General features: G+C 40.0%; 9 protein-coding genes. 2 read left to right on the plus strand and 7 right to left on the minus strand.

What is annotated here, in order from left to right:
• Nucleotides 1-51: 51 nt before the first annotated feature.
• The 6 genes from QA601_18160 to QA601_18185 form a co-directional block, all read right to left on the minus strand.
• Entirely contained in the window at nt 52-201 is a 150-nt protein-coding gene (locus QA601_18160; protein ID MDG5817027.1) for a hypothetical protein, read from the minus strand.
• A 204-nt stretch (nt 202-405) separates the two neighbouring features.
• Complete coding sequence (locus QA601_18165) at nt 406-993, minus strand: hypothetical protein (GenBank protein ID MDG5817028.1); 588 nt, start codon at nt 991-993, stop codon at nt 406-408.
• Nucleotides 994-1,025: 32 nt separating this feature from the next.
• Nucleotides 1,026-2,504 (minus strand): hypothetical protein, encoded by a 1,479-nt coding sequence (locus tag QA601_18170; GenBank protein MDG5817029.1) that lies wholly within the window; start codon nt 2,502-2,504, stop codon nt 1,026-1,028.
• 165 nt (nt 2,505-2,669) lie between these two features.
• Nucleotides 2,670-3,383 carry a hypothetical protein gene (locus QA601_18175; GenBank protein MDG5817030.1) on the minus strand — a complete coding sequence of 238 codons (714 nt, stop codon included), beginning with the start codon at nt 3,381-3,383 and terminating at the stop codon, nt 2,670-2,672.
• Entirely contained in the window at nt 3,346-5,625 is a 2,280-nt protein-coding gene (locus tag QA601_18180; GenBank protein MDG5817031.1) for a peptidoglycan-binding protein, read from the minus strand. Before QA601_18180 ends, QA601_18175 begins: the two co-directional genes overlap by 38 nt.
• A 72-nt stretch (nt 5,626-5,697) precedes the next feature.
• Complete coding sequence (locus QA601_18185; GenBank protein MDG5817032.1) at nt 5,698-6,582, minus strand: hypothetical protein; 885 nt, start codon at nt 6,580-6,582, stop codon at nt 5,698-5,700.
• Between the two features lie 1,077 nt (nt 6,583-7,659).
• On the opposite strand from QA601_18185, the gene QA601_18190 reads away from it, so the two are divergent.
• Nucleotides 7,660-10,680 (plus strand): VWA domain-containing protein, encoded by a 3,021-nt coding sequence (locus QA601_18190; GenBank protein MDG5817033.1) that lies wholly within the window; start codon nt 7,660-7,662, stop codon nt 10,678-10,680.
• 251 nt (nt 10,681-10,931) lie between these two features.
• Nucleotides 10,932-12,992: a hypothetical protein gene (locus tag QA601_18195; protein MDG5817034.1), complete on the plus strand. Its 2,061-nt coding sequence runs from the start codon at nt 10,932-10,934 to the stop codon at nt 12,990-12,992.
• 711 nt (nt 12,993-13,703) lie between these two features.
• Here the strand turns inward: QA601_18195 and QA601_18200 are convergent.
• Nucleotides 13,704-14,577 (minus strand): SUMF1/EgtB/PvdO family nonheme iron enzyme (locus QA601_18200; GenBank protein MDG5817035.1); only part of this gene is annotated, 874 nt, incomplete at its 5' end.

The following is a 14,577-nucleotide window of genomic DNA, read 5'->3' on the forward strand; positions in this document are numbered from 1 at the left end:
TAAAGATGAACCCCATTAGCTAAGAGTGAACAGGTCTTTCTGCAGTTCTTTCTACAAAAGCACCTCGTGCGCTTCATTGAAATCACCGCTCTGAATGTGGGCTGCACTACTCCAATTTACCGGTTGTGGCAGATAGGATTCAGAATAGAGTGCTACATTAAAAATAGCAGAAAGAATCAAAATCAGTTTAAGGCGGTTCACGCTGTAGCTCCTAAAAAAGCACCGGATTCAGTGACCATTCAAAAATATCAGTTTCCAGTACCGTAAGGCAACCTCGGCATATCTGCTGCATTCAAGTCAGGTAATCTTTGTGCTGAAAAAGGAAGTGTCAGAGGCTGAAGTCGGACTGGTCAGAAACCGTGTGTTCATCGACAACGCTCTTTGGACCCCTTTTTAAGTATAAGTTCAAAGCTCCGGCTTTTCTATTTCATAGAAATTGCCCTCGTCATCTATTCTAAAGAAATTGGTATATTCACTGATTTCTCCATCTAATCTTTGTTCAGTATCAATACGAATTGTATAGTTTGAGTATACTTCGAAGTGTTTTTTTCTATAGTCGCAATCTTCACATGGTTCTTCCCAAATTGGAGAAACATCTAAACTTGCACTGAAATCAAAATTTTCAAGATGCTCACTTTGAAGATAATACATTATATTATCTCCTCCTGTAAGAACATGTATTTTAAATTTATCCAATTCTGGAGGAAGCTTCACCAATCGTTCATACATGTGAGCATCACCCGTAGGCTTAATTAGTTCAGCATTTTCAAAGTTTTTTGTTGAGTATATTACATTTTTGTGATCTTTACCTGTAAAAGTTTTGTTCTGATCAGAGTTAGTACTTTTATCTGTGATTCGAAACTCGCTGGCTTCGCTCAATAAAATACTATTTGAATTTTGAGAGCATGAATAAGCATTGAAGAAAGAAAAAAATACAAACATACACACAATACATATTTTTAAGTTTACTGAATTAAGAATACCTATTAGCATCAAACAACCTCCAATAATCTCAAAAGAATTTTTTAGACTAAAGTTTTTTCAGAATTACATTGTACAAAATACATATCATTAAGGTATGGCTGAGTATCAAATTCTCGTACATCTAAATGCACCCAAGTAGTAGCTCCAACAGCGGCTGATTCTAAACCAAATTGGTTATTTAACCATCCAAATTGAGGAATCGAATTTCTTATTTGCTTAGGTGCACCAATACATTCACAAAATATTTTTTCCCTCAAAATATCCATATCTTTAACATCCCTTGTACGAGAACCATTTTTGTTGAAATGTATATCCACAGCTTTTCCCATATGGTTTGTTGTTTTTGTCCTTATAGTTGTTGCATTTGCCCAACATCTATAAGCAGAATATATCTGCTTAACCGAATATTCTCCACCCAATTTCACTGTTAAATAAAATCTAGCTGCACTCACAGCCCAAAGCAGTGATTGATGCATTCCGGGGTATTCATAATGATGAAACATTTCTAGTTCAGGTTCGTTATCTCTATACACCCCTTTATACTGTCCATTTCCAAAACCACCGCATTTTCCACATGAGCACTTATAATCATCAACGTTTTCTCTGTACCTTTCTGAAAACTCATCAATTGCTTCCAATGTGTTCACATCAACGATTCCGGTGGAAGTATCCATCCCCATGTAATCACGTTGGAACTGTTTAACACCTTTTTCGGTTAATTCTGTAAACTCTGTGTTGGGTAAAACACCGCCAAATCCTGTCAATCTGAAGTTTATCTCCAGTACGTCATTACCTGTATCACCCTTCTTATAACTTTTCGCATAATTCACCCGCATCTTCAACCTTCCACCGCTCTCCACTCTCTTTACAAAATTCTTTTTAAACACCTCCATGTCAGTGAAATCGGTCTCACTGTCAAAGATGTGAATATTGCCGCCGGTATTTCTGCTTTCGTTTCCAAGTACACACAAATTGGTTCTGCCCTGATTTTTGGTTTCGGGGTCGTGCTCAAGCCATAAGCGGTACCTGCCCCAACGTTCTACTCCTCCGGGCCATGTTCGGCCAAATGTGCCTCGCCAAAAACCAAGGTCATCTATGCACTGAAGATTATCCCGCTTTAGCCACCAGATACCTTCGGGAATGGGACCTTCATTTACCTTATCCTGCCCTTCAGGCGGCTGCAGATCAGCACTTCCGGTGAACGCTTTGAGCGCGTTAACACTGGTAGTGTCATCAACCTTAAAGGGTACCTCTTTTCCATCCTTATCAAACCACTGCAAAGATGAACCGTTAAAAACAAGGTGCTCTTTTCTTCTCAGGGCAATGGTAAAGGGGTTGCATAACGGTTCAGAATCAACCCCTCCCAGCGCCAACAGTTCAACAGTGTACCCGGCAGTATCTGAAGGAAGTGTAAGTTGAATTCGGTTTCCATTACGCGTGAGATCTGTTGTAACCGAGGAAATCTCTCCATCCTCACTTTTTTCATATCTAAGCTGCCACTTGTAACGGGCTTCGGTCATGCCTGGGCAAGTTTCAGGGCAGTTCGCACTGCTCATTGATCTGGTTTATGTCAAAAACCGATTCGAAACCACCGTTTATATTTAAAGATGCACCATTAAAAAAAGCATCTCTCTTTTCCGCAATGCACTGGAGAAGGGATTGAATATTGGAATGTGCTTACAAAATTACTCTGGGCACTCGAATTTGGTTTTATAAAAAACAATGTGTAACCCATTGTCATTAAAATACAATATGATATTGTGTGTACCTGAAATATCTATTCCATCTCCGTCTATCCTGTACCCAGGATTATGATACTCTTGAAAACCTGCATCTTCAAGTTTTTCTATAACTTCTTTCATACCCATACCCTCAGAAAGGAATGCAGGCATTTGTCTTCTGGCTTCTACTAAACTACCATTATGCCCATCGAACCTGAGAAGAGATGTGTTAAAGGTCATGTATTGAAACTGTCTATCTCTCTCAACTCGTGGTTTACCTAATATTTCAACAACTTCCTCTTTACTCATTCCCGGTTTCAGGCCTGCCGGAGTTTTGGGGAAATCTTTATACAAAATGTATTGTGATTCATAAATTCCACGCTCTTTGAAAACTCCATTTTTATATCTGTATAGGACAAGTGTATCCATGGTACAACCAGGGTTAGATCTTGCAAGTTCATTACATATCAAATTTGAACCACTGACATGAGACTTATCCAAAAACTGATTCCAATGGAGCATATCTATCTGATCATGATTACCAATCAATGAACCACCACTGAATACCGTATCCACTATTGCGCCAATATCTGGAACCAGATCAGCATGCACCCGAAATATAACAGAGAATAGAATAAAATTAGTTTTTACCCTCTTCCACCTTAATATCCTCATCATTTCCTGGCTCCTTTTTTACTTCGCTTAAAGCAAAAATTTGTTTTTGTTCCCATTCTGCTTTTGTTAAAGCAATTTTTTGGTTACTACTATCAAACAACCTCACTACTCCATTTCCTTTATTTATATAATTTTCTTCTTCGTCATAATCATCCCATTCGCTATTATATCTTACTTTATGTATTCTATATTCGCAGCTATCCTCTAAATTGCAGTCTGCACATGTAGTTCTCCGATTGTTACCCATTGGTAGATGTGACTGGGATTGAGAGCCATCGAAATGAATATGGTGATGATGAGCGGGACATTCTTGCACCCGCTCCAAATTTTTGATAATGTAATGACAATTAAACTGGATTTTTCTTATCCCTGCCTCCACAAGCAACCTGCACAGCAAATAAGTCTGGTTGCGGTGATATACATCTGAATAATACCCGACGTGACACATCGAGTTGCTTCCTGAGCGGTTGAGATCTGCTGAATTCCCGTCCTGATGACCGCTGTGTCCACCCATCGCGCCTCCGTTAAATCCCGATATTTCGCCAATGCGAAAAGGTTTTACTGCTTCTGATTTTTCATCGGAGTCTTTAACCGTTCTCACCTCACCGTTTTCAGAAAGCCATTTATCACCAATCTCTTTCATAAGTGTTATCTGTTCAAGTGTTCCCCAGCAATCAGCCATCATCCACTCTGCATCATCATCATCAAATATCTTGTATGGGGTGCACTTCCAACTATTTCCTCTTTGATATTTCTTTCTTTCACCTGAAGATGGATTAAAACGATAATACCCCTCTGAGGGAGGTAGTTGGTAAAAAAGAACCCCATCCGGCTTAAACTTCCGGTTAGGAGTATATGTTGCCTTATACTCGCCATTTTCGGGTACTTCCCATTCCGCGTGCGGCTTATGCCCCGGCCTGTCCCATACCTTGTCTCCAATGTTTTCTATCTTCTCCTTTATCTTATCTGCTGTTTCCTTATCCAGTTCACCGGTAATCCTGTTTTTGTATTCTACATTCTTGCTCCCATCCGGCTGTACAACATAGTGCTCAAACTGAAATGTCTTCAGGGCATTTTCTGTCCCCTCCCCGAAATCACCATCTACAACCATTCCTTTTCCGGTAGTGCTTGAAGGATTACTGATCCAGTAACCAAGACGAAGTAAATCCTGCTGAAGCTCCCTCACATATTCACCATCACTGTCGGTAAGGTTACCTCCAAAAGTCTTATTTGAGTCATTGTCACCTTTTTTAAGCACATACCCCCCGTAGAATTGTGAAGGAGCAGAAAACACCTCCATTAATTTTACCGGGTTATAGTGCCACACATGAGTTGCATCAGGCAGATCAACTCCAGCCTTCTTTGCTTCATGCCACCACACATAAGGCCTGATCCTGTTTACAAGGCCGTAGGATGAGAACCCTTTGTTCTTAAGATTGCTTACAGCTGTCTCTAAATCCTGGATCGCCCATTCAGGTATAAATTTACATATAGCATATCTGAGCTTGTGCGCATTACCATCGGGATTCTCGCTGTAAAACTGGATAAGTTCTTCAATTGTAAGGTTATCGTCTTCAAGCATTTCCTGTGGAAAAAAACTTAGAACTTTTTTACAATCAACATTGTAATCGGTTTCATCATCTTCGATGAGAACCCACTCTTTGTTACCTTCACTATCTTCCGGTGCTGGATTTTCCACAAGGCGGTTCTGAGAAAATATTTCCCAATGAAGAATCTTTCTTCGTGAACTACTCGAACCGAATTCGCTGCTAATCCAGAGTGTATCACCAGCATTTACCGGGATATCGAGTTTAATGACACTACCAGTTTTAAGCTGATCAATTATACTCTCCCTCTCTTCTCTGTTAAAAAGCCATCCGATACTTTCAAAATTTTTGTCACCTTCCCTGAGTTCGACATTCTTTAGATGCATATAAAGAGAGTAAAACTGTTTTTCCTGCCAACTGTGCTTCATAAGAATAAAATTACTGCTCCCGTAGTGCCGAATTGCCAGGTTTTCATCCTCTGGAAGACGTGCTGCTACAATTTTGCCGGGCAAACTGGCATAAACCTCCTTATCCTCATCGGGCATCAGATGTACTCCGCCATGCCAAACTGTATTACCGCCAATTGGATAGTATCCGCCGGGAAAAGTCTCTTCTATATGTTTGTAAATCTTTTCTATAGTTTCCTTGGTAATATCTGTTCCAAAACCAAGATTTAAAGGAAATGAGTATTGGTACATTACTTGTTCTCCGTATTGAGAGATTAGCTAAACAGATGAGAACGGGTTATCTCTTGAGATGTTATATTTGTACTAATAAGAAAATTCAAAATTCTGGCAGCAGAGTTTGATTTTACTCCTGTCGCTTACTTTATCCCTTACCTCTGCCTCAAACTCCAGGTTCATCTCCATATTATCATCCCCACTATCTTTTTCATCATCGGGAAAATCTACTACCCATGATACCATCCCCTCACCCTGCTCATTTCTCCCATGCACCTGCCCAATAACCTTGGGCTCGCCGGAAGCACTATTATACACCGTAAAATCCACCCCAGCTCCATCCGGTACCCCCTCGATAGTTACCATGAGCCGCACTTCATCACCCGGTTTGGCTCTGTCGGGAGATTTCGATCGCTTCGTTTCATCCACATGCTCCCAGCGGGGATTGGAGATAGAGTACTCATGTTTCTTTTCATCGATCAGCTCATCGGTAGCGGCAGGGGCACTGTAATCCTCTTCATGATACACCTCACCGGCAACGCTTTCTTCGCCACCTTTGAAAAAACTGAACCATTTTCGCAGTTTTTCATCATATTCGTACCCAAAGGGTAACCCTACTGCGGTAATGATGTCTCGGTCGATCAGGTTACAAATAAATTCTATTCTACCCCCTGTGTCGTGGTAGAATTTTATGAAGTGGTTCTGCCTGTAGGAGTTGTATTCGACTTGGGATAGTTCCGAACAGATGTCGGTACAGTGGTCAATCAGCTTATATTCGGGGATTGTTTGAAGATAATCAACTACATGTGTCATTGATTCGGGGGTGAGTGGACATTCTCCGTATCCAAAATCACGCCTGTTAACGAAAAAGTATTCACCTTCTCTGTATGCCCCATAAAGAAGGTGTCTGCATGCCCTTGCGGTGCAGCCAATGCATTGAGTATAGGCAAAATATTTTTCTGGATCCGACAGCATTTGATGAACCCCACGTTTTTGGTGCTTAGAGCAAAACAGAGCAGTTTTCCTGTAACTGCCTCTATCTGCCCTAATTCTGAAGCTTACATACAAAATAGGTGAATTGTTGCTGCTATGCAAGAACTACACGCTGAATAAATATCGTGTCGGCAATCTCAGTAGGGGCTCTTTTAGCCTAAAGAGAGACATATAACTCCGGAGATGTTTTGGAAAAAGGACAGATTCAGTGTAAGTAACCCCAGGTTACTATACGATTAAAACCAAAATTACATTTCTATTAGTAGTGTCACTATTTGATCTGCGTGGGAAAACAAACAGGACAATCGTTACAGCAGTTACGTTTAGGAGTTTAGGGGAAGTGTATATACCTATATAAAATAGAAAGTGAAATAACGTAAGAGAATTGCAATTAAAGTAGCTGTTTGTTGCACACAATGGTAATTAACAATGTTGCTGTGAAAATCTGATTCGTTTTTGCTCAATGATGGTAATTCTTAGTTGATTTATTACCTTACATTTATAAAAAAACACCTTCTTTTAATCATCTTTGATCCAAATACTTACCTTTATACTATTATTGATCTTTGGGGTAGAACTGTTCATAGTTGGGTTTCATATTCAGCAAAGAATTCTTCTCTACATATTTGAATAAAAAAAAGTTCTTTTTGCTATACTTACAGAATGTAGTTATATATATTAGAGACAGCTTTACTCAAGACCAAAGATCTCTTTATATATATAGCAAAAATTATAAACCGAGGTCAAACGTGAAAATGATATATAAATACCGGCATTGTAATTTGGGGTTATGCACATGCTTTTGATGGAAAATTGGCTGTGTTCTATACTGAGAGCCAAATAATCACTTGAGCACTGTTTTGTAGTCGTTTTAGTGTAACGAAAACTTAAAGAATACTTTCACCTGGCCCAAATAATTAATAGTAAGTGGAAAAAAATATTCCGCTTCATAGCTCTAAAGTTTATCGTTACCGGAAAAGAACCCTAGTGTCAGATTTTACGAGGTACTTTTACTCTATATTGTGTTCCTTTTTCCCTAATTTTTTACAGGAGGTTTATATGTTACAAAAAAGTATTTTCATGTTGTTGGTTTTGTGCTTTGCGTTGTTTGCACAAGAAATTCCCTCATCAAAACCCTTTACCACAATAATCGAAAATGATGATACAAGGACCTTTAATATTGCTGTTCATCTGCACAGTATCATAGATGAAGAAAGGCGATATCAATACGAAGAAGTGCTAACTCATATGGCACGTGGTATTTGGGAAATGACAAATACGGGTCATAGGATCGGTACAATAAAGATTTTCCAGGGAGTGCAAGAAGATGATGCAGACATCCGTTTCCTGCAAAATGGAGAGCCTTCTGCAACCTTTGCTGGTATTAACTCCGGGACGGGTTATATTTCTGTGGGAGAATCAGATTATTTAGAAACAGCCGAGGGACGCGAAGCACTTGGTTACAAGCTGGCTCGTGAGTTCGCACGTTACACCTATGCAGTAAACTACCAATATGCTTCAACTAATTCAGGGGATAATGAGGAAAATACCACCCCCGCTATGCCTTGGTATGGTGATGTCCCAACCGTACCCAGTATTATGAATGAACCAGAGAACGCCTTAGAAGGTGCCTATCATTGGTTGAATTTTGATACAGATATTAGTTACGTAGATGGTAACGCACATGGACGTGTGTGGAATACAAGTGGTTGGGGACTTCTCCTCCAAAACCCCTTATGGGATGAAGATAGAGGTCAACATGAAGTTCAACCTGAGCGTGTCAGCTTTCGTTCATCATTGGAAGACAAAGCTCCTACAGAAGATTGTACATGGGAGTATGATGGCGAAACCTACTCTTTTATGAGGGTTTTTTTGGATCATGAGGACATACCTGATGTTACCTTCGATTGGGTAGAAGAAGATATTGAGGTTCTTTTAATAATCGACCGGTCAGGAAGTATGGGCTGGCCGGTGTTACCTGATGGGACCACTCCTATGGAAGTAGTTCGGAAAGCGAGTAAGCAATTAGTAAGCCTTTTCCCACGTGAGCGCACTGCTATCGGGGTAACATCATTTGCTGGTGGTGATGGTGCTCATAGAGTAGAACACGCTATTACCCCTATCAGTGAAGATGGCGTAATTGAAGGGATACACGATGCAATAGACAACATTACGGTAGGCGGAACCACAGCAATATATGATGCTGCAATTTTTGGGCTTGATCTGTTAAATGATTATAAGGACGACAACGAAACTCAGGCAATTCGATTTGCTATTCTACTTTCAGATGGCATAGACAATAGATCAGAAAAAACACCAGATTGTGTTATCGAAAACTATAAAAGTTCTCAGGCTCCTCTTTTTACCTATGGCTATGGTTATGATCCCGATTTAGTAGAGCTCGATGAAATGGCCACTAGTACAGGAGGACACTTTTATCCGAATTTGTTTGATGAAGCGGAAGTCAGAGATTCTTATACTGAAGCGATAGGACGTGCTGGTGGAACCGATGATATTCCAACCAGAACTAACGGAACTGAGGATGTTCTAGCCCAAAACTCATTGAATCTTCATACTGAAAACACATTTATGTTTTATGCTGAAAATTTAATGAGTGATGTTGACGTTATCATTGATTACGAAATTGATGACGGGGGGATCAGCTTCATGAGTTCTGAACCACCTACGCTCAATTTTGAGATCAGGGATTCCAATAACGACCTCATCTATCCTGCTCCAACAGTTACGATGATTGGACAATCCGCTCTGCTAAATATCAAATCCGATGCGTTCGCTTCCCACGGAGAGGGATGGTGGACCGTAGAGCTGATCTCCTCGGGAGATGCTCAAATAACCAACTCTACGGTACTTGACCACAGTGCGGTAAAAAAACCGAAACTTACTGTAGAAAACCTAACCGGAACCGTGGTAACCTATCCTGAGCCATTCCTTATTGCGGCATCCGTAAGCTATGGGAAGAGAGTTAAGGAGATGACAATTTCTGCAACCCTCGAAAACCCGGAAGGGGATGTAATTCCAGTTGAACTCAGGGATGACGGTTTATATGGAGATGCCATAGCAAATGATGGAATCTATTCAGCAATTTTTAGTGATTATGACCAGGATGGCATATACATCCTAACCGTTATAGCAAATAACTATAGCGATGGTTCGATGCTGAGCCAAAAAAACGGAACAACCTCAACATCAATACCACAGTTTGGACGTAAACGAACCCTTCGTATTGCAGTGCAGGGTTTTATGGATGATGATCATGGTAATTGCCCTGGAACTGCAACACTAATTGCACTTAATGATTATCCTGTACCTGGAAAAATTGACTATGCAGGGGATGAAGACTTTTTTGAAGTGGTGACTGAAGATGCTGAAGAGGATGTAATTGTTCGTGTTTCAGAGATGAGTCACTCGATGAACGCCGAGTTGACCGTTTTTGATGCTGATGGTAACACCATCGGTTATACGAACATAAACGTAGGTAACACAGTCAATGGCTATCTTGCGTTGAGAGTCGCAGCTTCTGATCTGGGAGAAAGACTTTTTATAAGAGTCAACGATTTGGATGAATATGCGTCAGGTGCAATTTACAGAGTCAGTGCAGGAACCGAAAAACGAGGGGATGAGGTTGTTGGTTCCCCCATTGAGGTCTATATTAAAGATGAGGGATTGCATGAAAATAATATTGTAAAGCCAAGAATGTATCTGAAAAATACGGGTGATGAACCTATCAGTGGTTTTACTGTTTGCTACTATTTTACTGCTGAAGAGGGGAATACACCTGTACTAGCAGATTATTACACTCCTTACAGTAATCTTTCTCTTACACATCTAGGGGGTAATGATTACAGAGTAGATTACAGTTACAGTGTAACTCTTGAGCCCGGCCAGATGTTACCGGATCAAAGTGGAAATGTGATTGGAATTCATTATGATAACTGGGCACCTATGAATAAGTTAAATGACTTTTCTAACCCAGGTTCATCTGAATTCATAAAAACAGATCGTATCGCTGTATTTTCCAATGATGGAGTACTTATTTCCGGAAGTTTTCCCTTGGAATAATTCACGCCTATACAGATTAGTATTTTCGCAGCAGGGATACTTAACAGTATTCCTGTTGCGTTTTAGGTGTACTAATAAATAGTGTTACAAGCTTATAAATTATGTTGAACCATTGTTATATAATTCTTATATACAAACCACTAAGAATGGTAAGTGTTCTTTTTCGCTTCTTGTTTTTTACTCTCAAATTTCACTAAATAGTATATTGATGATTCATAGCCATCTATTTGATTAATAAAGCGGAGTACATTATGACCGGAAATATCCACACAAAAAAATTCACGCAAGGCCTTACACGAATTCGCTTTTGCTCTGTTATAGTGATCTTTTTATTACAATACACTGCCCATTCCACTCAGGAAGTGAACAATGTACAACTGGAATACTTTTTAAGCTATAACCATGTTCATTCTTTGACAGTTATGGGTGATACAATCTGGGGTGGAACAAATGGTGGGGGCCTTGTACGAGTAATTAATCCAGGTAACAGTATGCTACAGATAACTACTGAGCAGGGGCTTGCTGACAATGTGGTGCGGCGTGTTATTTTGGCAGATTCGACTGGCGGTTCTGTTTGGGTGGGCACAGATGATGGGATCAGCTATGTTTCAGGTGACACCGTAAAAACCTTTAAAACCGCTGGCTCATCCTCACTGGGAAGAGTGCGGGATATTGCAATCATCGGTAATCGCGTGGCAGCGGCATCTAATAATGTTGGTGTGGTAAAATACAGAGATGGTCGTTTTGAACAGATACCCTCACAACAGAACTTAAACGCCATGTTTGTTACCTATGGTAGTGACAGTACTCTATGGGCACTAAAACGGGCAGGTATTTATAAAGTTGATGGAGGAGAGTACTTTGAAATAGATGCCCCAAGTGAATTTGATTTCCCCCTTGTCGGTACCATGATAACCGATGCCAATGACCATCTTTGGATCGCATCGGATTGGTTTTCTCCCTATGCAGCACGTTATGATGGAGTTGAATGGGAAATTTTTACGCTTGAAAGTGGAGATATTCCCCTTACGGTACAATGTTTTAGAATTAACCCTTTTACTAATCATCTTGTGGGTGTCGGCTTTGAAGGAGTTATTCAACATGTTGAGGGTCAGTGGGAAACGATCATAGAATTACCTTTTAGAAATACTATTATGATGAGAGATATCGCTTTTTTTGATTCATCGCAGTTTGTGCTGGCTTATGGCTCAATACCTCTTTTTCATACAAAAGATAACAAATACTCATGGCCTCATAAAACCTGGATAGAGAATAATTACTTCGAACTGATCGCCACAGACAGAGATAACAACCTCTGGGCATCACTTGATCTGTCACAATGGGGTGTTCATAAGTACAATGGGGAAGAGTGGTCCTATTACAGCAGAAGTTCACACCGACTTCTTAGCAATAATTTCACAGCCTATGCCCAGGATTCAAACGGCGGACACTGGTTTGGCAGTCATTCGGGGTTTTCCTATATGATTGATGGTAACACCTATCGTTATCCTATGGATGCAGGGGAACAAGAGATCCGCATACATGACTGTGTTGTTTCCCGGGATAATATTCTTTGGGCAGCAACAAACGTTGGAGTGATGCGCTATGATTTTGAAAGCTGGGTCGTGTACGACACAGAGAGCGGATTACAAAGGAACTCGGTGAACGTCATTGCTGAAGACGCCACAGGTACAATAATTGCTGGCACCTTTGATGGGGTTTTTACACTTGTTGGAGACCAATTTATTGCAGATACCACCAATAATTTGCCAGAATATTTCAATTTAAGAACAATAAGAACATCCTCTTATGATCAAGTTGTTGCTATACCATCTGGTGAAAATGGTGTCTACCTTAAAAAAAACGGAGAAACCTGGCAACACCTGTTAAGCGATATTAGGTGTAGAGATGTTGATTTTGATAGTGAAGGAAGGATATGGATTGTTGGCGGGACCAATGGAGTCTATATATTGGATAAAGATGGCAACCTTTTACATCATCTTATTATTGGCGAAAAATCGTTTTTGGCTAGAGGAATAAGACTCACAAATGATGGGACTGCATGGATCAACAGCAATAGGAGTTTGATATCCGCAAACATTTCCTGGAAGGACTCTAATATAAACATAACTACTCACAAAATTATGCCTCCCGTTCAAAAACAACGAGCGATTACCGGCTACTACGATATACGGGGAAGAAAGATTCCTGGAAATATAAATCGCGGGTCTACCAATAGAAATATCGCTTCAGGAGTTTATGTTACAAGAGATGAAAATAGAATTAAACCTGTAATTATTAATGTTAAGTGAATGATTACGATAATAGTATAATGTTAGGTTATAATTCTTTGGAGGTGATCTATTTCTATTGCTGCTACTAATCTCTCCGGCTTTAATTAAAAGCGGATTATTCATCAAGGTTCAAAGGTCCCGAAGGGTGAATGTTTTAAGCAGCTCGGCCATCTGTCAGAACTATATAGTCCCGGCAGATAACCATCGTGATTGTGTTTTAGGTGAGGTTTGAATTCTCCATTGGTCCTTCTGAATACATCCGACTCAATATTGAAAGGCATAGGTCGATTATTTTGAATGCTGTACAATTTATTCTTAAAACGGAACTTTCGAATTCTTAAGGGGGCAAAAGTTTTGTTTTACACTGTTTGCTTGATAGTTGTATGACAGCAGAAGTTCGATTGCGAATGTGTATGCAGCCACACCAATTATATGTGGCTCTATTTTGAATGGTAGTGCAATTTTTCATGGGACACTACCGGGTAAACCTAAATGAAAGTAAATAGAATGGGTGAATTGATTAAATCAAAATAGCCCAGAAACTATCAATTTAAAGGCGATCTTTGTAATATCTACTCACAACTTTTCCAAATACATGAGTATAGTGTTCCAAGTGTTCCTGTCTATGGGAAAATGTGCTGAAATTAGGGAAAAATGGTTTTTTGGATTTAAAAGACACCTCATTTATCTCTGTCTCACTATAAGGTACATTATTTTTACCATTTTTTATCAATCAGTTGCTTTTCGCATAACTCTGAAGCCAAAATTATCTCCTCTAAATCCACCGGTAAAACTTCCATTTATTGAATTAGGCATCAAATCTGTTACATCCGTGCTTCGCCAGCTTCCTCCACGAGCATTGTATCCAGAAAAATCATCATCGGTCTTGTACCACTCCCAAACATTTCCACCCATATCATACAGTCCATAGTTGTTTGGTTCTCTCTCTCTTACGATATGAGGCCCGTGGTTGAATCCAGAATTATAAAACCATGCAGCATGTTCATTAACTTCGGTGGTATCATCAGAGTCTGCCGGGTAATAACGATTATTTCCGCCCCAGGAGAAACGTGTATTGGTTCCTCCGCGTGCAGCGTATTCCCACTCAGCACCTATCGGTAATCTGTAACCGTTTTTAGAGGTATCAATCATCAAGTTTTCAAAACCTACGACTGATGACCAGCTGACTGTAGACCAAATTATTTCATCGAAACTGTAAACTTGTTCAAGACCTTCCTCCTCACTTCGTGCCCAACAATACAATACAGCATCATACCATGTTGTCTGATAAGCCGGCTTATTATTGTCATTGTATTCTCTCCATCTTGGTGGGGTAAAATTTGGAATACGGTCTTCGTTTAAAATTTCTGTATACTCACTTTGTGTTATTTCAGCCTCACTCATCCAGAAATCATAGGAGAAATCAACCCGCGGCCCATTAATCGGATCACCCATACGGAAGCTGTATCCATCTGCTCTAATTAGTACCATACCATTTTCACGTTCAAGTTCTTCGGGCTGCGGTACCCAGGGACCAGGAGTTACAGTAAGGGTAACTTCATTACTCGCAACTGCTCCACCCTCATTACTTACTATGCACTTA

This window comes from Chitinispirillales bacterium ANBcel5 (assembly GCA_029688955.1).
Classification (GTDB): Bacteria; Fibrobacterota; Chitinivibrionia; order Chitinivibrionales; family Chitinispirillaceae; genus Cellulosispirillum; species Cellulosispirillum alkaliphilum.

What these genes read in the sequence shown, in the direction of transcription:
- QA601_18175 (MDG5817030.1), bottom strand. Translation starts at nt 3,383, where the DNA reads ATGATGAGGATATTAAGGTGGAAGAGGGTAAAAACTAATTTTATTCTA.
- QA601_18185 (MDG5817032.1), bottom strand. Translation starts at nt 6,582, where the DNA reads ATGCTGTCGGATCCAGAAAAATATTTTGCCTATACTCAATGCATTGGC.
- QA601_18195 (MDG5817034.1), top strand. Translation starts at nt 10,932, where the DNA reads ATGACCGGAAATATCCACACAAAAAAATTCACGCAAGGCCTTACACGA.
- QA601_18165 (MDG5817028.1), bottom strand. Translation starts at nt 993, where the DNA reads ATGCTAATAGGTATTCTTAATTCAGTAAACTTAAAAATATGTATTGTG.
- QA601_18190 (MDG5817033.1), top strand. Translation starts at nt 7,660, where the DNA reads ATGTTACAAAAAAGTATTTTCATGTTGTTGGTTTTGTGCTTTGCGTTG.
- QA601_18170 (MDG5817029.1), bottom strand. Translation starts at nt 2,504, where the DNA reads ATGACCGAAGCCCGTTACAAGTGGCAGCTTAGATATGAAAAAAGTGAG.
- QA601_18180 (MDG5817031.1), bottom strand. Translation starts at nt 5,625, where the DNA reads ATGTACCAATACTCATTTCCTTTAAATCTTGGTTTTGGAACAGATATT.